17 protein-coding genes and 1 pseudogene are annotated in these 19,148 nt (G+C 71.6%); 15 read left to right on the top strand and 3 right to left on the bottom strand.

The features are described 5' to 3' along the window. Together ACFXMF_RS31245 and ACFXMF_RS31240 are read left to right on the top strand one after the other, a co-directional pair. Positions 1–405, top strand: a pseudogene (locus tag ACFXMF_RS31245) (hypothetical protein); the annotation flags it as partial. Continuing rightward, positions 402–1,124, top strand: coding sequence for a hypothetical protein (locus ACFXMF_RS31240; RefSeq protein WP_360318993.1), 723 nt, complete (start codon positions 402–404; stop codon positions 1,122–1,124). The pseudogene ACFXMF_RS31245 and the gene ACFXMF_RS31240, both read left to right, overlap by 4 nt. Positions 1,125–1,412: 288 nt before the next feature. On the opposite strand, the gene ACFXMF_RS31235 is transcribed toward ACFXMF_RS31240, so the two are convergent. Then, positions 1,413–2,282: an ROK family protein gene (locus ACFXMF_RS31235; RefSeq protein ID WP_379991137.1), complete on the bottom strand. Its 870-nt coding sequence runs from the start codon at positions 2,280–2,282 to the stop codon at positions 1,413–1,415. A 103-nt stretch (positions 2,283–2,385) separates the two neighbouring features. Further along, positions 2,386–3,132: a GntR family transcriptional regulator gene (locus ACFXMF_RS31230; RefSeq protein WP_360318997.1), complete on the bottom strand. Its 747-nt coding sequence runs from the start codon at positions 3,130–3,132 to the stop codon at positions 2,386–2,388. A gap of 259 nt (positions 3,133–3,391) precedes the next feature. On the opposite strand from ACFXMF_RS31230, the gene ACFXMF_RS31225 reads away from it, so the two are divergent. The 10 genes from ACFXMF_RS31225 to iolD all read left to right on the top strand — a co-directional run bounded on the left by ACFXMF_RS31225 (position 3,392) and on the right by iolD (position 14,140). Continuing rightward, positions 3,392–4,558, top strand: a complete 1,167-nt coding sequence (locus tag ACFXMF_RS31225; protein ID WP_360318999.1) for a Gfo/Idh/MocA family oxidoreductase — start codon at positions 3,392–3,394, stop codon at positions 4,556–4,558. Next, positions 4,555–5,499: a sugar phosphate isomerase/epimerase gene (locus tag ACFXMF_RS31220; RefSeq protein ID WP_360319001.1), complete on the top strand. Its 945-nt coding sequence runs from the start codon at positions 4,555–4,557 to the stop codon at positions 5,497–5,499. Before ACFXMF_RS31225 ends, ACFXMF_RS31220 begins: the two co-directional genes overlap by 4 nt. A 91-nt stretch (positions 5,500–5,590) precedes the next feature. Beyond that, complete coding sequence (locus ACFXMF_RS31215; RefSeq protein ID WP_360319003.1) at positions 5,591–6,976, top strand: extracellular solute-binding protein; 1,386 nt, start codon at positions 5,591–5,593, stop codon at positions 6,974–6,976. Beyond that, a complete protein-coding gene (locus ACFXMF_RS31210; protein WP_360319005.1) occupies positions 6,973–7,860 on the top strand; it encodes a sugar ABC transporter permease in 888 nt (295 codons plus the stop codon). The genes ACFXMF_RS31215 and ACFXMF_RS31210 overlap by 4 nt, the downstream gene beginning before the upstream one ends. Positions 7,861–7,863: 3 nt before the next feature. Continuing rightward, positions 7,864–8,694: a carbohydrate ABC transporter permease gene (locus ACFXMF_RS31205; RefSeq protein WP_360319007.1), complete on the top strand. Its 831-nt coding sequence runs from the start codon at positions 7,864–7,866 to the stop codon at positions 8,692–8,694. Positions 8,695–8,699: 5 nt separating this feature from the next. Beyond that, positions 8,700–9,497, top strand: a complete 798-nt coding sequence (locus tag ACFXMF_RS31200) for a 6-phosphogluconolactonase (RefSeq protein ID WP_360319009.1) — start codon at positions 8,700–8,702, stop codon at positions 9,495–9,497. Beyond that, positions 9,494–10,504, top strand: coding sequence for a 5-dehydro-2-deoxygluconokinase (gene iolC / locus ACFXMF_RS31195; protein ID WP_379991136.1), 1,011 nt, complete (start codon positions 9,494–9,496; stop codon positions 10,502–10,504). Before ACFXMF_RS31200 ends, iolC begins: the two co-directional genes overlap by 4 nt. A 2-nt stretch (positions 10,505–10,506) precedes the next feature. Continuing rightward, positions 10,507–11,391: a deoxyribose-phosphate aldolase gene (locus tag ACFXMF_RS31190; RefSeq protein ID WP_360319103.1), complete on the top strand. Its 885-nt coding sequence runs from the start codon at positions 10,507–10,509 to the stop codon at positions 11,389–11,391. Next, on the top strand, positions 11,388–12,263 hold the full coding sequence (gene iolB, locus ACFXMF_RS31185) for a 5-deoxy-glucuronate isomerase (protein WP_379991134.1): 876 nt from the start codon (positions 11,388–11,390) through the stop codon (positions 12,261–12,263). The genes ACFXMF_RS31190 and iolB overlap by 4 nt, the downstream gene beginning before the upstream one ends. Next, positions 12,260–14,140 carry a 3D-(3,5/4)-trihydroxycyclohexane-1,2-dione acylhydrolase (decyclizing) gene (iolD, locus tag ACFXMF_RS31180; RefSeq protein ID WP_360319015.1) on the top strand — a complete coding sequence of 627 codons (1,881 nt, stop codon included), beginning with the start codon at positions 12,260–12,262 and terminating at the stop codon, positions 14,138–14,140. Before iolB ends, iolD begins: the two co-directional genes overlap by 4 nt. Positions 14,141–14,409: 269 nt before the next feature. On the opposite strand, the gene ACFXMF_RS31175 is transcribed toward iolD, so the two are convergent. Then, a complete protein-coding gene (locus ACFXMF_RS31175) occupies positions 14,410–15,630 on the bottom strand; it encodes an MFS transporter (protein WP_379991133.1) in 1,221 nt (406 codons plus the stop codon). A 193-nt stretch (positions 15,631–15,823) separates the two neighbouring features. On the opposite strand from ACFXMF_RS31175, the gene ACFXMF_RS31170 reads away from it, so the two are divergent. The 3 genes from ACFXMF_RS31170 to ACFXMF_RS31160 all read left to right on the top strand — a co-directional run bounded on the left by ACFXMF_RS31170 (position 15,824) and on the right by ACFXMF_RS31160 (position 19,057). Next, positions 15,824–16,312: a MarR family winged helix-turn-helix transcriptional regulator gene (locus ACFXMF_RS31170; protein ID WP_379991132.1), complete on the top strand. Its 489-nt coding sequence runs from the start codon at positions 15,824–15,826 to the stop codon at positions 16,310–16,312. 288 nt (positions 16,313–16,600) lie between these two features. Beyond that, positions 16,601–18,208 (top strand): metallophosphoesterase, encoded by a 1,608-nt coding sequence (locus ACFXMF_RS31165; protein ID WP_360319021.1) that lies wholly within the window; start codon positions 16,601–16,603, stop codon positions 18,206–18,208. A 123-nt stretch (positions 18,209–18,331) separates the two neighbouring features. Then, positions 18,332–19,057 carry a DUF981 domain-containing protein gene (locus ACFXMF_RS31160; protein ID WP_379992799.1) on the top strand — a complete coding sequence of 242 codons (726 nt, stop codon included), beginning with the start codon at positions 18,332–18,334 and terminating at the stop codon, positions 19,055–19,057. Positions 19,058–19,148: the final 91 nt, after the last annotated feature.

Here is a 19,148-nt window from a genome sequence, read left to right as displayed (position 1 = left end):
CCCGGCGGGCCCCCCCGGGCCGCTCGGGGGCGCCCCCGCCGACGCCCCACAGTGCGCTGCCGCCGGCCGGCCGACGCCACCGGCCGCCGAGCCGGTCCGGCCATCGCGGCCGACCCGCTGTCGCCGCAGGGCATCCTCACCGCCCCGCACACCGGCATGCGGGCCGGCCGGGCGGTCGACGACCACCTCGGCGGCGATCGCACCGCACTCACCCGCTACGCCGCCGAATTCGACACGATCACCGCCACCCACCCGCGCAGCCGGCGCACCTGCCGCGGCCTCGAACACCGATGGCCCCGGCACGCCTTCCGGCACCGCCGCCACACCGCCGGCCCGACGGATCCCGCCGCCGGCCGAGCGAACACCCGACCCGAGCCGATCCCACCCCCAGGAGTGCCCGCATGACCATCCCCGACGTCATCTCCCGGTCCGACACCGACACCGCCGCCCCCCGCCACGGCCACCGGTTCCTGCTCATCGGCACCGGCACGATCTTCGCCTACCACCTGCCGCTCTACCACGTCCCCGTGCACGCCTTCCAGATGATCAACAAGTTCGGCCTGGCCGAGAGCCTGCGCACGAAGTACCTCGACGACCTCGCGAGCCACGAGGACCAGCAGGTGTACTACTCCCTGTTCTCCGAGGGCCACTGGCCTCTCAAGGAGATCGTCGACGGCACCCGTGACTCGCTGCCCGTGGAACTGGAGCGGGTGACCGTCGACAGCGCCGGCAATCGCACCTTCACCAAGATCCTCGACGAGACCACCGCCACCTGCCGCCCGCAGGACGTCGTCTTCTACAAGCCACTCGACGCCACCACCTACCCCGACAACCTCACCTGCCTCGCCTTCGGCCAGGGTTCCGAAGTCCACCTCGCCCACCAGCTCGCCGCCCCGCCGAACTGGGACGAGGTCATCACCACCACACAACCCGTCGGCTTCCAGCAGGGGGACCTGGACCACGCCGCCGCCGTCGTCATCCCCACCATCAAGGACCCGAAGGGTGTCGTCCAGGAGAGCCCCCTGGTCAAGGGCAAGACCTACAAGGGCCTGATCGGGACCCGCGAGGTCACCTTCACCGTCGGCCGCCAGGGCTGGTGGAACAACACCAGCCTCAATACCTAGCAGCCCCGAAGATCGAGCGCCGCACCATCCACCCCGCTCGCGGTCGCGCCCGGCGGGTCGCCGATTCATCGGCGACCCGCCGGCCACCCGCCGTGCCGCCACCGTAGAACCACCAGCCTCGCACGCAGCCCCGTCGGCGAAGACCGATGGGGCCGTGAACGCCGCTGCCGTGGTCGGCCCGCAGCGCCCGGGCGTCACCGTCTTCGAACGAAGCCAAGAGGCGGACAGGGAAAGGTGGTCCCCTTCCCACCGGGCCCACCCTCGCTGCCGCCGGGCGATGCCGTCGGCCTACACCAGTGCGGCGGCGCCGATGAGGCCGGCGTCGGGGCCGAGGGTGGCGGTGCGCAGTGGGGGTGCGGCGGGGCGGGTGGCCGTGTGTTCGGCGTAGGCGCGTTCCATTGCCGCGCGCACCGGTCCGGCGGCGCTGCCCAGCCCGCCGCCCACCACGATCGCGGCCGGATCGAGCAGTCGGACCACGGCCGCCAGGACCGTGCCCAACGCGCGGCCGGCGGAGTCCAGCACGGCGGCCGCGCGGGGGCCGCCCGCGGCGAGTACCTCACGGGTGCCGGCCACGCCGAAGCGTTCGCCGATGCCCCGCCCGGAGGCGTAACTCTCCAGATTGCCCGCCCAGTTCGGATCCACCGACGCCGGCACCTCGAACTCGCCGAGCGCGATCGCCTCGCCGCGCGCACCGGTCACGGGCCTGCCGTCGAGCACGAACGTCGAGGACAGGCCGGTGCCCAGCGACACGTAGAAGAAGCCGTCGAGTCCACGCCCGGCGCCGTATCGGGCCTCGCCGAGCGCGCCGCAGCGCACGTCCGACCCCACCGCGCACGGGACGTCGAGGGCGAGTGCGGACAACACGTCGAGCGGTTGCTTGTCCCACGCCAACACCTCGCGGCTGGTCAACAAGCCGTCCGCGTCCACGTATTCGGGGAAACCGGCGCCCAGCCCGGTCGTCGTCAGCCCCAGGCGTGCCGCCGCCGCGAGGAGGTCGATCGTCGCCGCCCGGGTGCCGGCGAGTCCGGGGTCGCGCAGCCGCCCGGCGGTGACGGTGGGGCGTTCGTCGCGGTGGAGGACGGTTCCGTCGGCGGTGACGAGCGCGGCGGCGATCTTGGTGCCGCCCACGTCCAGGGCCGCGGTGACGAAGGTGCTCAAGGGGTCTCCAACGGTGGGTTGCTCGTCGGCCGTACGCCGTGCGGGCGGTCGGGCGGCCGGGCCCGCGATGCCGGGCCCGCGACCTCGGGCCGACCGGTCGGGCCTACTCGGTGCCGCGATGCAGCATGGTCTCGAATCGATACGCGTCGCCGCGGTACACCGCCCGGCCCAGCAACACCGGTGCCTCGCCGCGGTCGAAGGTGACCTCCTCGCCGATCAGCACGGGCGAGCCCGCGGGCACCCGCAGCACCTCGGCGGTGAACGCGTCGGCGGCGTCCGCGTGCGCGGTGTACTGGCTGCGCAGGATGTGCACGCCCGCCTCCTCCAGGAGCGCGAAGAGCGAGCGGTTCTCCAGCTCCGCGGTCTCCAACACCGGGGCCCGGTCGCGGACGACCACGGTGGTGTCCAGGCAGACGGGGACGCTGTCCAGGCCGCGCACCCGGGTGATCTCCACCACCTCGGAGGCGGGCGCGACGCGCAGCCGGACCGCCTCCTCGTAGCTGGTCAACCGCACCCGCCGGGTCAGCAGCCGGGCGGTGGCGGTGAGCCCGCGGTCACGGGCGATGTCGGTGAAGCTTCGGAGCACGCTCGGCGGTTCGCTGACCACGTCGGTGGACACGTACCAACCGCGTTGGGCGGAGGCGTGCACCCGGCCGTCGCGCTCCAGACCGGCCAGGGCCAGGCGCAGGCTGCTGCGGCTGACCCCCAGCCGCTGGGCGAGCGCGCGTTCGCCGGGCAGCCGGCTGCCCGCGGGGAACTCGCGCCGGTCCAACGCCTGGGCCAGTGCCCGGTAGGCGAGCTGCACGGCGGGTCCCGCGGCGGAGGCGGGGAGATCGTCGCTGACTGTCACAGCGCGAGAACATACCAGAAGAACCAGTGGCCAGACCAGATGTGAATCTGGTCCAATCTCTGGACTAACTGGTCTGCCGTAGGTCATGATCCGGGAGAAGCAACAAGCGGAATGCATCGTTCCGATGTCACCCTCCCGTCCGATATAGGCGATCTGTCCGATATGGACTATCCGTTTGTTGTGGATCATGCGTTCGATATGGATGATTTCCGCCATATCGTCGACTTCCGTCACAACCACGACGCGCAAGGAACCCTCAATGCCGGTAAGCGAACCCGTCCGTCTCGCCGTCGTCGGTGCCGGGACGATCACCCAGTCGGTGCACCTGCCCGCGATCCGGCGCCTCGGCGACCTCGTCACCACCGCGGTCGTGTGCGACCTGTCGCCCTCCCGAGCGGCGTCGGTCGCGGCGCACACCGGCGCCGGCGTGCGGGCCGAAACCGAATACGCCCGGGTCCTGGCCGATCCCGACGTGGACGCCGTACTGCTGGCCACCCCGGGCACCCACGCCCGCGACGCCAAGGCCGCGCTGCTCGCCGGGAAGCACGTGCTCGCCGAGAAGCCGCTGTGCCTGACCGTCGCCGAGGCCGACGAACTCGGGGCGCTCGCCGCCGAGCGGGGCCTGGTCCTCCAGGTCGGCTACATGAAGATGTACGACCCGATCACCGCGCTCGCCGCCGCCGAACTGGACACGCTCGACACCCCGCGCACCGTGCGGGTGACGGTGCTGCACCCGGCCGACGAACCCCAGGTCGCGCACCTGCGGATGCCGCCGCCGGCCGACGACGCGGACGGCGCGGTGATCGCCGAGGCGATCCGCTACGAGGCCGAACGCACGCTCGACGCCCTCGGCGAGGTCCCGGCCGAACTCGGCCGCTACTACCGCGAGGTGCTCAACGGCTCGGTGATCCACGAACTCTCGCTGCTGCGCGCGCTCGGCTTCACCCTGCCGACCTCGTTCGATTCGGCAGAGCTGTGGCCGTGGCCCGTCGAGGGCGAACCGCCGTGCCTGCTGGCGTCCGCGCCGCTGGGCGTCGACGGGGCCGCGCGCCTGGTGCTCAACTGGAACTGGCTGCCCGACCACCCCGAATACGGCGAGGAGGTCGCCGTGCTCGCCCGCGACGGCCGGCTGCGGCTGGACATGGCCGCGCCCTACCTGGTGGACGTGCGCAGCACGTTGCGGGTCGAGCGCGCCCACGACGGGGCCAGCCGCGACTCGCTCGTGCGCTCGGGCTACGACACCGGATTCGTCGTACAACTGGCGGAGTTCGCCGCGTCGATCACGCACGGCGCGCCGGTGCGCTCGACCGCGAGCGGAGCCGCCGAGGACGTGCGCTGCCTACAGGCGCTGATCGCGGCGATCGCCCGCCGCGCCGACGTGACCGTCGGCGGCGAGGCCGCCCTCCTGGAAGGTGACGCCCGATGACCACGATCCGACCGACCGATCGGGCCCTGCGGATCGGCAACGCCCCCGTCAGCTACGGCGTCTACGGTGAAGCCGCCGGCGGCGCCGGCACCTCGCCGGAGGCCCTGCTCGCCTCGATGGCCGAAGCCGGTTACGCGGGCAGCGAGTTGGGCCCGCCCGGGTTCTTCGGCACCCCGGCCGAGACTGCGGCCCTGTTCACCCGGCACGGCCTGGCCGCCGTCGGGGCCTACATCCCGGTGCACTACGCGCTCGGGGACGACGTGGTGGCCCACGACCTGGCCCGAATGGAACAGACCTGCCGCGAACTGGCCGCGTGCGCCGAGGCCGGCGGCGAGACGCCGCTGGCGATCCTGGCGGACGAGGGCAGCGAGGCCCTGCTGCACAACCCGGCCCGCGCCTGGGAGGACCGCTCGCTCGCGCTCGACGACGCCGGTTGGCGGCGCCTGGCGAACCTGTCCGCACAGGCCGTCGCGCTGGCCCGCTCGTACGGGCTGCGCACCTCCTTCCACCCGCACATCAGCACCTTCGTCGAATCGCCCTGGGAGGTGGACCGGCTGCTCGACCTCACCGAGGTGGGTCTGACGCTGGACATCGCCCACATCCAACTCGCCGGCGGCGACCCGGTCGAGTGCCTGGACCGCTGGCAGGAGCGGATCAACCACGTCCACCTCAAGGACGTCGACACGAGCGTGCTGGCCCGGGCCAAGGCCGAGCGCCGCACCGACTTCGACACGTGGTGGGCGAACGTGTGCGTGCCCTTCGGCCACGGTGACGTCGACATCGACCGATTCCTGGTCGCCCTCCTGCGCGGCGGCTACCGCGAGTGGCTGCTGATCGAGCAGGACCGCGCGCCGACCCCCGCGGAACTGTATCCGACCGTGGCCGCCGAACAGGCCGCCAACCACGCGTGGCTCGCGGCCAAGGTCGCCGAACTCGTCTGACCCCGACCCCGATCCCGAGGGCGCCGCCCGCCAGGCGGCCGTGCCCTCGGTCCCTCTTGACCACCCACCGTGGTCGGACACGGGAGCAACCATGAAAACTCTGCGCTGGACCGCGGTCGCCGGGATCGCCCTCACCGGCATCCTCGCCACCGCGTGTGGCGTCCCCGGCGCGGGCGGCAGCACCGTCGCCTCCACCCTCGCCGGCGGGCCCGTGACCCAACGGGTCTCCGTCGAGGACGTCAAGGCCATGGGCGACACCAAGCTGCGCGTGCTCGCCGACGCCGGCGAGGAGAACACGCTGAAGGCCCTCGTGCCGCTGTACGAGAAGAAGTACCCCAACGTCAAGGTCGAGGTCGCCACCAAGGGTTTCGACGACCTGATGAAGACCGTCGTCAACTCGATGTCGGGCTCCGACGCGCCCGACCTCGCCCAGGGCAACCAGGGCTACGGCACCGACGGCCCGCTGGTGAAGGCCGGGCTGATCCGCCCGCTCGACGACGTGATGCGCACCTACGGGTGGGAGAACACCTACACCGAGGGCGCGCTCAAGCAGTACCGCTGGTCGCCCGACGGCTCGATCTTCGGTTCCGGCAGCCTGTACGGCATCAGTCCCGCCACCGAATACGTCGGCGTGTTCTACAACACCGACAAACTCGCGAAGCTGGGCATCGCGCCGCCGCAGACCTACGCCGAGTTCACCGCCGCGCTCGACCGGGTCAAGGCCGCGGGCGAGCAGCCGATCATGCTGGGCAACGCCGAGAAGTATCCGGCGAGCCAGGTCATCGGCCTGGTCCAAGGCCAGAACACGCCCAGCCGCGACGTGCGTTCGTGGATCACCGGCGTACCCGGCACCACAGTGGCCGACCCCGGCACCGTGGACGCCGCCCGGACCGTGCAGGACTGGGCGGCGCAGGGCTACTTCGGCCCCGGATACAACGGGATCAGCTCCGACGACGCGGTCGCCAAGTTCGGCGCGGGCGAGGGCGCGTTCCTCGTCGCCGGCTCCTGGAACGCCCCGTCCCTCCAGGAGAACATGAACGGCAAGGTCGGCTTCACCCTGCCCGCCCGCGCCGACGGCACCCGCGCGACGGTGGGCTCGCTGGGCCTGGGCTGGCACATCGGCGCCAAGACCACGAAGCTGCCCGCCGCGGTGGCCTTCCTGGACCTGCTGATGAGCGACGAGTTCGCCCAGACCATCGCCGACGTCGGCCGCACCCCGGTCACCGGCGCGGGCAAGGTCAGGGCCGGCAGCCCCGTGGTCGAGCAGGTCAACACGATCGGCCTCAAGCTCCTCGCCGACGACGGCCAGAACTTCTACCTCGACTGGGCCTCGACCACCATGTACGACACCATCGGTGCCAAGACCCAGGACCTGCTGGCCAAACACACCTCCCCGAGCGGCTTCGCCAAGGCACTCCAGGACGACCGGGACGCGTTCGCGGCCAAGCAGAGTGCGGACGCGAAGGCCGCGTCGTGACCGGCCTGCGCGCGTGGAGCGCGAGACAGTACTGGCCCGCGTTCCTCTACCTGTTGCCGGCCGCCGTGTTCTACACGCTGTTCGTGCTGCGACCGCTGGGGCAGACGGCCTGGGTGTCCCTGTTCAGCTGGGACGGCATCACCGAGGGCCGCTGGGTGGGAGCGGACAACTACTCCGCGCTCCTGGACGACGGCCGGATCCCCTCCGCGATCGGGCACTCGCTCGTCTTCGTCGTCTTCTACGCGATCTTCCCCGTCGCACTGGGGCTGTTCCTGGCCGCGTTGATGTCGCGGATCAGGGTGCGCGGGCTGAGCTTCTTCCGCGCGGTGCTGTTCCTGCCGCAGATCCTGGCGACCGTGGTGGTCGCGGTGTCCTGGCGGTGGATCTACGACATCGACGGCCCGCTCAACGCCGCGCTGCGCGCGGTGGGCCTGGGCTCGCTCGCGCGGGCCTGGCTCGGCGACTACGCCACCGCGCTGCCCGCGGTGGGCATCGTCGGCACCTGGGTGATGTACGGCCTGTGCATGGTGCTCTTCCTGGCCGGCGTACAGAAGATCCCCACCGAACTGTACGAATCGGCCCGGCTCGACGGCTGCGGCCCCATCCGGGAGTTCTTCACCGTCACCCTGCCCGCGCTGCGCGGCGAGATCGCCATCGCGCTCGTGCTCACCATCACCTACGCGCTGCGCAACTTCGACCTCGTGTGGAACACCACCGCGGGCGGCCCGGGCACGTCCACGACGGTGCCCAGCGTGTTCATCTACCAGGGCGCCTTCCTCACCCACGAGGTGGGCAGCGCCGCCGCCATCAGCGTCTGCCTGACCGCCGTGGTGCTCGTCGTCACCGGTGTGATCATGCGCGTCGTGCGTGGCAAGGAGGGCTGACCGATGCTCACCAGTCGCCGACAGAACGTCATCGGCCACGCGATCCTCGCGGTCGCCGCCCTCATCGCGCTCTACCCGTTCCTGTCCGTCCTGCTGCTCGCGTTCGGCGAACCCGGCACGCGCACCAGCGGATTCTCCATCCCCACCTCGGTCAGCTTCGACAACTTCACCGAGGCGTGGCGGCGCGGGCTGTTCTCGGACGCGCTGACCTCCAGCCTGATCGTCGCCGCCGCCGTGGTCGTCGGCACGATCGTCCTCGCGGTCCTGGCGAGCTACGCCCTCGCGTTCTTCCCGTTCCCGCTCAAGGGCCCGATGCTCGGGCTGCTGCTGATCGGGCTCGTGATGCCGTACGAGGCGACCGTGATCCCGCTGTACTACCAACTCAAGGACTGGGAACTGGTCAACACCTACTGGGCGTTGATCCTGCCGCAGATCGGACTGTCGCTGCCCTTCGCGGTGTTCTGGATGCGGACCTTCTTCGTCTCCACACCCCCCGCGCTGCGCGAGGCGGCCTCGGTGGACGGCGCGTCCCGCCTGCGCACGCTGCGCTCGGTGCTGCTGCCGATGGCGATGCCCGCGATCGGCACCCTGGCCACCCTGCTCTTCCTCTTCGCCTGGAACGAGTTCCTGCTCGCCCTGGTCCTGGTCCCCGACGACCGCTCGGTGCAGACCGCACCGCTCGCGCTGTCGTTCTTCGCCGGCAACCGCCGCAACAGCGATCCGGGCGTGACCGCCGCCGCGGCCGTCCTGGTCGCCCTTCCCGTGCTCATCAGCTACATCGCCCTCCAGCGCCGCATGATCAGCGGAATGCTCGCGGGCGCCGTCAAGGAGTGACACCCATGCCAGCCCCCCTTCCCCTCCAGGTCTTCGACGCACCGGCGGACCTCGGCGACGCGCTCGCCCGCGAGATCGCCGACGGCATCGCCGCCGCCGACGCGGCCGGCGTGCGCTACGTCCTGGGCTGCCCCGGCGGTCGCAGCCCCAAGCCGGTCTACGACGCGCTGGCCGAACAGGTCGCGGCCCGCGGCCTGGACCTGCGGCACGTGGTGATCGCGATGATGGACGAATACGTGGTGGCCGGCCCGGACGGCTTCACCGACATCGAACATACCGCGCACAACAGTTGCCACCGCTTCGCCGCCCAGGAGATCGTCGCCCCGCTCGACGCCGCCGCCGGGCCCGGGCGCGGCATCCCCGCCGACGCCGTCTGGTTCCCCGACCCCGCCGACCCCGAGGCGTACGACACCCGCCTCGCCGACGCGGGCGGCATCGACCTGTTCATCCTCGCCTCCGGCGCCACCGACGGACACATCGCCTTCAACCCGCCCGGCGCGCCCCGGGACAGCCGCAGCCGCGTCGTCGAACTGCCCGACAGCACCCGCCGGGACAACCTCGGTACCTTCCCCGACTACGCCTCGCTCGACGAGGTCCCCCGCCACGGCGTGACCGTCGGCGTGCACACGATCGTCTCGCGCTCCCGCCGCGCGGTCATGGTCGTGCACGGCGAGCACAAGCGCGAGGCGGTCCGCCGCCTGTCCGCGGCCGGCGACTACGACCCCACGTGGCCGGCCACCCTGCTCGTCACCTGCGAACGCCCGTCCCTGTACGTGGACCGCGCCGCGGCGGACGCCCGATGAGCGACTCCCCGGACCTGATCACCCTCGGCCGGGTGGGAGTGGACCTGTACCCCGAACAGATCGGGGTCGGCCTGGCCGACGTGCGCACCTTCACCAAGTACCTCGGCGGCAGCGCGACCAACGTCGCCGTCGCCGCCGCCCGGCACGGACTGCGCGCGAGCGTGGTCACCGGCGTGGGCCCGGACCCGCTGGGCGACTTCGTCCGCAGCGCGCTGCGCGGCTTCGGCGTCGACGATCGCCACGTGGTCACCGTTCCCGGACGGCAGACGCCCGTCGTACTGTGCGAGATCTTCCCGCCGGACGACTTCCCGCTCTACTTCTACCGACCCAACGCCCCCGACCTCGCGCTGACCGTCGAGGACCTGGACACCGAGGCCCTGCGCACCGCGCGCATCGTGTGGATCACCGGCAGCGGACTGTCCGCCGAGCCCTCCCGCACCACCACCCTGCGCGCCGTCGCCGACCGGGCCCAGGGCGGCGACACCGTGCTCGACCTGGACTGGCGGCCGATGTTCTGGGCCGACCCGGACGAGGCACCCGCGTGGTACGCCCGGGCCCTGGCACACGCCACCGTGGCGGTCGGCAACCGCGACGAGGTCGAGGTCGCCGTCGGCACCCGCGACCCCGACGAGGCCGCCGACCGCCTGCTCGCGCGCGGGGTGCGACTGGCCGTGGTCAAGCAGGGACCGGCCGGCGTCCTGGCCCGCACCGCCGGCGAGGAGATCCGGCTGGCGCCCATCCCCGTCGAGGTGGTCAACGGCCTCGGCGCCGGCGACGCGTTCGGCGGCGCGCTCGCGGCCGGCCTGGCCGGCGGACTGCCGCTGCGCCGCACCCTGGAGATCGCCAACGCCGCGGGCGCCCTGGTCGCCGGGCGACACGCGTGCGCCGACGCGATGCCCACCCTCGCCGAGATCGACGACCTGATCGCGCGCTCCACCGCCGACGCCGCCTCGGGCTCCGGGCCCGCCTCCATTCCCGTCTCCACCCCTACCGAAGGACAGCTGTGAGCATCGCCCCCGACATCGCCTCGGTCGTCACCACCCGCCTGACCGACCCCGGCGCGATCCGCCGCGCCGCGCTGGCCCGACCCAGGTTCGAGCGCGCCGGCTTCGCCCGTCCGCTGTTCATCCTCGCCGCCGACCACGCCGCGCGCGGCGCGATCGCCGCCGGCGGCGACCCCACCGCGATGGGCGACCGGCACGAACTGCTCGCGCGCTGCGTCGAGGCGCTGGCCCGCCCCGGGGTGGACGGCTTCCTGGGCACCCCGGACATCGTCGAGGACCTGATCCTGCTCGGCGCGCTCGACGGCAAGCTGGTGCTGGGCTCGATGAACCGCGGCGGCATCCCCGGCGCGAGCTTCGAACTCGACGACCGGTTCGGCTCCTACGACGCGCGCGGCATCGCCGAGGGCGGCCTGGACGGCGGCAAGATCCTGCTGCGCGTGGACCCGGCCGACGCCGGCACGGCCGAGACGCTGATCGGCACCGCGAACGCGGTCAACGAGCTTGCCGAACGCGAACTCCTGGCGCTGATCGAGCCGTTCATGTCGGCCCGGGAGAACGGCAAGGTCCGCAACATCCTCACCCCCGACGCGCAGATGAAGGTCAACAACATCTCCGCCGCACTGGGGCGCACCTCGGCGTACACCTGGCTCAAGGTGCCCGTCGTCGACGAGATGGAGCGCATGATGGCCTCGACCACCATGCCCACGCTGCTCCTGGGCGGCGAGGGCGGCGGCGACGTCGACGCGATGTACGCCTCCTGGCAGCGCGCGCTGGAGATCCCGCACGTGCGCGGCCTGATCATCGGGCGCACGATGCTCTTCCCGCACGACGGCGACGTGGCCGGTGCGGTCGACACCGCCGTGTCCCTGGTGCGCGGGGCCACGCGGTGAGCAGCCCCCTGCACCTGCCCGACGGGAGTACCGCCGCGGACGGCTTCCGAGTGGCGATCACCCCCGAGTCGGCCGGCTGGGCCTACAGCTCACTGCGCGTGCTGGAGTTGGCCCCGGGCGAGACCCGCCGGTTCGAGACCGGCGACGCGGAGACCATCGTGCTGCCCCTGGCCGGGTCGTGCGTGGTCACGGTCGACGGGACGAGCTACGAACTCGCGGGCCGCGAGCACGTGTTCGCGCGGGTGACCGACTTCGTCTACGCCCCGCGCGAGGCGCGGGTGAGCGTGACCTCCGAGCGTGGTGGCCGGTTCGCGCTGCCGGCGGCGCGCTGCGACCGGCGCCTGGCACCGGCGTACGTGCCGGCCACCGACGTCGCGGTGGAGGTGCGCGGCGCCGGCGCGGCCTCGCGGCAGGTCAACAACTTCGCCGCGCCGGACGGCTTCGGCTGCGACCGCCTGGTCGCGGTCGAGGTGCTCACGCCGGGCGGCAACTGGTCCTCGTACCCCCCGCACAAGCACGACGAGGCACGCCCGGGGGAGGCGGTGCTGGAGGAGATCTACTACTTCGAACTCGGCTCCTCCGGCGGCCCCGGACGCCCCTTCGGCTACCAGCGCGTCTACGACGGGCGGGAGGTGGACGTGCTCGCCGAGGTGCGTCAGGGCGACGTGGTCCTGGTGCCGCGCGGCTACCACGGCCCGTCGATGGCGCCACCCGGATACCCGATGTACTACCTGAACGTGCTTGCGGGCCCGCATTCGCAACGCACGATGGCCTGTTGCGACGACCCCGAACACCACTGGGTCCGGCAGTCGTGGGAGAGCGTCGAACGCGACCCCCGGGTGCCGATGTGCGATGCGGAGGGACCGCGATGAACACCGTGCGGATGACCACGGGACAGGCGCTGGTGCGTTTCCTCTCCCGCCAGTACAGCGAACGCGACGGAGTCGAACACCGGCTGATCGAGGGCTGCTTCGGGATCTTCGGGCACGGCAACGTGGCCGGGATCGGGCAGGCGCTCCTGGAGCGCCCCGGTGACCTGACCTACCATCAGGCCCGCAACGAGCAGGCGATGGTGCACGCGGCCGTGGCCTACGCCCGGACCAGGCGCCGGCTGTCGACGCTGGCGTGCACGGCGTCGGTGGGACCCGGGGCGACCAACATGGTCACCGGCGCGGCGCTGGCCACGATCAACCGGCTGCCGGTGTTGCTGCTGCCGGGCGACACCTTCGCCACCCGGGCGGCCTCGCCGGTCCTGCAGGAGCTGGAACTGCCGTACGCCGCCGACATCAGCGTCAACGACGCCTTCCGGCCGGTCTCCCGCTTCTTCGACCGCGTCCAGCGCCCGGAACAACTCGCGCACGCCGTGACGCAGGCCATGCGGGTGCTCACCGACCAGGCCGAGACGGGCGCGGTCACCCTCGCGTTGCCGCAGGACGTGCAGGCCGAGGCGTGGGACTTCCCCGAGGAGTTGTTCGCCAAGCGGGTGTGGCACGTCCGCCGCCCGGTGCCCGACCCGGACTCGCTGGCCGCGGCGGTCGCGGTGCTGCGGAGCGCGCGCCGGCCGCTGATCGTGGCCGGCGGCGGCGTGGTGCACGCCGACGCGACCGCCGCGCTGGCCGCCTTCGCCGCGGCCACCGGCATTCCGGTCGCGGTGACCCAGGCGGGCAAGGCGGCACTGCCGCACGAACATCCGGCCGCCGTCGGCGGGATCGGCCACACCGGATCGGTCGCCGCGAACGCGCTGGCGCATGACGCGGACGTGGTGCTGGGCATCGGCACCCGGTGGCAGGACTTCACCACCGCGTCGCGGACCCTGTTCGCCGACCCCGACGTGCGCTTCGTCAACCTCAACATCGCCGCGTTCGACGCGGCCAAGCACGCCGGCGTCGCGCTGGTCGCGGACGCGCGGGCGGGCCTGGAGGCGTTGACGGCGGCGCTGGCCGGCTGGACCGCCCCGGCCGAACACCGCACCCGCGCGGCCGAGGCGGTGCGGCGCTGGGACGCCGAGGTCGACGCCGCGTTCGCCCGCGCACACACCCCGCTGCCCGCCCAGAGCGAGATCATCGGCGCGGTCCACGAGGCGATGGCGCCCCGGGACGTGGTGGTGTCCGCGGCCGGCTCCATCCCCGGCGACCTGCACAAACTGTGGCGCCCGGCCGATCCGCTGGGCTACCACGTCGAGTACGGGTTCTCCTGCATGGGCTACGAGATCGCCGGCGGCCTGGGCGTCAAGCTGGCCGCGCCCGACCGCGAGGTGTTCGTGCTGGTCGGGGACGGCTCCTACCTGATGATGGCGCAGGAGATCGTCACCGCCGTCGCCGAAGACGTCAAACTGGTGATCGTGCTCGTGCAAAACCACGGCTACGCCTCGATCGGGGCGCTGTCCGAGACGGTGGGCGCCGAGCGATTCGGCACGCAATACCGGTTCCGGGACCGCGAGTCCGGCGGCTTCGACGGCCGGATCCTGCCGATCGACCTCGCCGCGAACGCGGCCAGCCTGGGCGCCGACGTACTCCGGGCGAACGGCCTCGCCGAATTCCGCACCGCGCTCGCCACCGCCCGCGCGTCCTCGCGCACGACGGTCGTGCACGTGGACACCGACCCCCTGATCGGCTCCCCGTCGTCACAGGCATGGTGGGACGTACCCGTGGCCGAGGTCTCCACCACCCCCACGACCGGCGAGGCCCGCCGCGGCTACGACCGGGAAAAGACCAGCCAGCGCCCGCTGCTCCGCCCGGCCCTCCCCTGACCCCTCCCACACCGTCACCCCCGACCCGAGCGCGGCCGGGCACCCGCCGAGCCCCTGCCCAACGCCGGGCGGGGACTCGGACCGGCGGCGGCGTCCGGGTGTGCGTGCGGCGCCGTCGCGGTGGTGTGGGCTGCGGCGGACGGCGGACGGCGGACGATACGCGTCGATCGCCCTGTGGGCCGGTGCGATCCCCGACCCGCCGTGCTCCTGTGCGCCGGCCGGTCGGTGGAGTCGGTCGCGTCGGCGATGAAGGTCCGGGGATGGGGGTGTCAGTGGTGAACGGGGACGGGGGCGGGGGTGGCTGCGGGGACGGGTCCGGTGGCGGCTGCCTCGGGCTCCCGGGTGGGGGTGCGGCGTTCCAGGGCGGCGGACCAGAGGGCGAGGAGGAGGGCTGAGCCGGCGAGGGCGGCGCCGACCCAGTTCGGGGCGGTGTAGCCGAATCCGGCGGAGATGACCATTCCGCCGAGCCAGGCGGCGAGCGCGTTGCCGAGGTTGAAGGCGCCGATGTTGACGGCGGAGGCCAGGGTGGGCGCGCCGTGGGCCTGGTCGAGAACACGCTTCTGGAGCGGCGGGACGGTGGCGAAGCCGAGCGCGCCGATCAGCAGGATGGTCACCGCGGCCAGGATCTTGTCGTGGGCGGTGACGGTGAACAGAGCCAGCACGACGGCGAGCCCGCCGAGGGTGACGTACAACATCGGCATCAGCCTGCGGTCCGCGAACCGGCCGCCGAGCAGGTTGCCCAGGAACATGCCGATGCCGAACAACACGAGCAGCCAGGTGACGGCGCCGTCGGAGTAGCCGGCCGTGTGGGTCATCATCGGGGCGATGTAGGTGATCGCTGCGAAGACTCCACCGAAGCCGAGGACGGTCATCGCCATCGCGAGCAGTACCTGCGGGTTGCGGAACGCGGTCAGCTCCCGGCGCAGGTGGGCGCCTTCGGGGCGGGGCATGGCGGGTACCAGCTTCGCGATGCCGAGCAGGCCGATCACACCGAGCGCGGCGACGCCGGCGAAGGTGACGCGCCAGCCGACGGCCTGGCCGATGAAGGTGCCCAGCGGCACGCCGACGATGTTGGCGACGGTCAGCCCGGTGAACATGGTGGCGATGGCGCCGGCCTTCCTGTCGGCGGCGACCAGGCCGGCGGCGACCACCGAGCCGATGCCGAAGAACGCGCCGTGGGCGAGCGAGGCCACAATGCGCCCCGCGAGCATGACGCCGAAGGTGGGCGCGAGCGCGGACAGCAGGTTGCCGACGACGAACAGGCCCATCAGCGCCATGAGCATCGTCTTGCGCCCGATCCGGTTGCCGAGCACGGTCATCAGCGGTGCGCCGACGACGACGCCGATCGCGTAGCCGGTGACGAGCAGTCCGGCGGAGGGGATCGACACACCGTAGTCGTTCGCGATCTCGGGCAGCAGGCCCATGACCACGAACTCGGTGGTGCCGATCCCGAACGCCCCGATGGCCAGGGCGAGGAGCGCGAGAGGCATGACACGAAACCCTTCGTACGATTGCTGGTGCGCCTTGCAAGCCTCGACAATAGTTGCATACGCGCTATATATGCAAGTGCGGGCATCCCTTCCTTGCGATGCTTGTGCAAGCTCCATATATGCGTCAGCCGGTATTTCAAGAAATGGAGTATCCTGGGCACCTGCCAGTCGCCCCGGAAGGAGACTCGGGCCCATGACCGCCACGGATCCCGCACTGACCGCCCTCGCCAACGGATGGGCCGCGCTCTACGTCCTGTACGGCAGGATCGACGCGCAGATCGAACGCGCACTGCAGGCCGAGCACGACCTGAGCGTGCGGGAGTACTCGCTGCTCGACGTGCTCGCCCGTCAACACGACGGGGAGGGCGGTCACCTGCAGATGAAGCAGGTCGCCGACGCGGTGGTGCTCAGCCAGAGCGCCACCACCCGTCTGGTCACCCGGCTGGAGGATCGCGGCCTGTTGTCGCGCTACCTGTGCCCCACCGACCGCCGCGGCATCTACACCGACGTCAGCGACGCGGGCCTGAAACTCCTGGAGCAGGCCCGGCCGACCAACGACGCCGCCCTGCGCGAGGCCCTCGACGAAGCGGCCAAGAACCCCGCGTTGGCCCCACTGGTCGAAGCGGTCGAAGCGGTCAACCCCGCCGGCGGCGCGTCGGCGGCCCCGCCCGGCCGGCGGTGACCATGCCCGGGCGGCGTCATCGGCCACGCCGCCCGGTGCCGCCGGCGCCGAGGACCCGGACGTCCGGTGCGCGAGCGTGGCGGCACTTCCGGGGTCGACCCGTGCCGACCGTCACGCGCGAGCCCTCCGGGTCGGCCGGACGTTCATGATCACTTCACCGGGACGTCGATCCGAACGCACCAGGACTCGGTGCAGCCCTCATAGTCTCTCTGGACCGAACCGGTTACCCATACGTTATAAACCGTGGGGAAGCCGCGTTCGTCACCGGAACCAGAGAACAGGAAACCTGTGAGACTCGCCCCCCTCGTGATCGCCGCGGCAACCCTCGCGCTCGTCTCCCCGACCGTCGCGCAAGCCGATCCCGCCACCCCGTCCGCACCTCGCTTCAGCGTCCCCGGCGGCCGCTACGAGCACGCGGTGGACCTGAAGTTCCAGGTCGAGCGGGGTACCACCGTCCGCTACACCCTGGACGGCACCACCCCGACCCGGGACAGCCGCGTCTACTCCCCGGGGCGTCCGCTCCGGATCGACAAGGACACCAACGTCACGGCGGTCGCCTTCCACGGCAACAAGGCCGGCATCGCGGTGTCGTACGGGTATCTGATCAAGACCGCCGAGAAGCCCCTCGCCCGTCTCGTCGTGATGTCCGACGTCCACGTCGGCAGCCATGCCGGCAACGACAAGAAGTACGAGAGCTTCTTCAACACCATCGGGTCCGTCTTCCCCAAGCCGGACGCGATCCTGTTGAACGGCGACATGATCAACGACAACGGCGACGGCAAGGGCCCCGACCACAAGATCGTCTCCGAGATCTTCCAGGCCAACCTCGCCCGCAAGGGCATGAACGACACGCAGGTGCTGGTCTCCACGGGCAACCACGACGACAGCCTGGCGGCGATACGGGCCGGATACCCCAAGGCGTGGTTCCCCGACTCGGGTGGCGGCTACTACGCCTCGCAGGTGAACGGCCTGCACGTCCTGACGGTCAACACCGAGACGTACAACTCCGACACGGCCCAGCGCGCCTGGCTCAAGGAGCGGCTCGCCGCGATCACCGCCGACCGGGCGTACGCCGGCAAGCCCGTGCTGATCCAGGGGCACCGGCCCACCACGGACACGGTCATGGACGGACAGCAGGCGGCCAACCCGCGCCTCGCGGAGGACCTGAGCGCGTTCCCGCAGGCCGTCTACTTCTCCGGCCACTCGCACCTGAACATCAACGACGACCGCTCGATCCAGCAGCGCGACTTCACCTCGGTCAACGACGGTTCGATGTCGTACGTCGAGATGGACCACGGCTACCAGATGGTCACCGACGACGGTCTGGCGAACCGTTTCGAGTCGCCGACCGCGCAGGCGCTCTTCGTCGAGGTCTACAAGGACCGCACCGAGATCGCGCGGGTGAACATGGCCGCGGACAAGCACGACATCTACACCGACGGCAAGTGGTCGGCGAGTTGGCAGCCGCCGTACGCCAGCGCGGGCACCCTGAGCGGTGACACCTGGACGGTGCGTCTCAAGGGCTCGACCAACCAGCAGATCAAGGACAACTTCACCTACACGAAGGCCGCGCGCAACACCGTGGCGCCGAAGTTCGGCACGCGTCAGCCGTTGTCCTCGGTGCGCGACGCCAAGGGTGGTACCGCGCTGCGGATCGCCCAGGCCACGGACGACCAAATGGTGCACCACTACAACGTCGACATCACCGACGCGTCGACGGGCAAGTCGCTCGTTGCGTCCAAGGTCTTCTCCGACTACTACTTCATGCCCCGTCCGAACACCCTCGACATCCCGGTGCCGGGCGCGGTCCGCAACGGCCGCTACGTCGCCCGAGTCGTGGCCGTGGACGCGTACGGCAACGCCTCGCCGGCCGCATCGCTCACCTTCGGCAAGTAGCGGGTAGGCGGACCCGGAGCGCCGGCCGACTTCCTCCCGGGGTCGGCCGGCCAATCGGGTGAACGCCGGTTCGGCGGGCGGAGGATCGAACAATCGGTGCAGTTGGGTACCTATTGTCTGGATATGAGACATAGTGCGTACAACCTCGCGGCGTCCGGTCTGAAGATCGACTGGACCCGGATGCCGACCTACAACACGATCATGTCCGTGGCGGCCGGCGCCGGACTGCTGCTCGTGGTCGCGCTGGGCCGGCAACTGCTTTCGCCCGGGCGCAGAATCGTTCCGGAGGCGTGGGCGTTGGCCTTCGGGGCACTGGCGTTCGTCCTGATCGCGACCGGTCTGCACATGACCCTCACCTGGCCGTTGGCCGGTCAGGGATTCCCGTTCGACAACATCGTCTTCGGCGAGCCCTCGCTCGGCTTCGGCGTGTTGCTCGGGTGCGCGTCGATCTATCTCTGGAAACGGGGAGCCGCCCTGGTCGAGGACCCGGACCGATTGACCCGCACGGCGGGACTGGCCTCACCCATCTCGGTCTTCGTGTTCGGCATGGGCCTGGCCTGCTTCGGGATCGCGGCGGCGGGTTGGAAGTACACGCTGTTCTCCGCGCCTCCCGAGGAACCGATCTCGGGTGAGTTCGCCGATCATCCGATGATGGAGGCGAGCTTCATCTCCAGCCTGTACGTCCTGGTCGGCATCGGCGCGATCCTCTTCCCCCTCGCGCTGCTGCGCCCCAAAGGATGGCCGGTGCGCGTCGTCGGCGTGGTCTGGGCCCTGTCCGGACTGGCCTTCCTGTTCTTCGGCGGCATGAACTACTTCACCCACATCGGTCTGATCGTCAACACGATGTGAGGGCCTCGCACGCACCGGCACCCGTGGGCGCGCAACGGGCCTCCCTCGGCGGGTGGTTGCGCCGGGACTCGGGGCGCCGTGCCCGTTCGGG

It is taken from the genome of Embleya sp. NPDC059213 (assembly GCF_042754445.1).
In the GTDB taxonomy this organism is placed as follows: Bacteria; Actinomycetota; Actinomycetes; order Streptomycetales; family Streptomycetaceae; genus Embleya.
The sequence above is the reverse complement of the archived record's forward strand: the minus strand, read 5'-3'. Positions and strand labels throughout refer to the sequence as shown.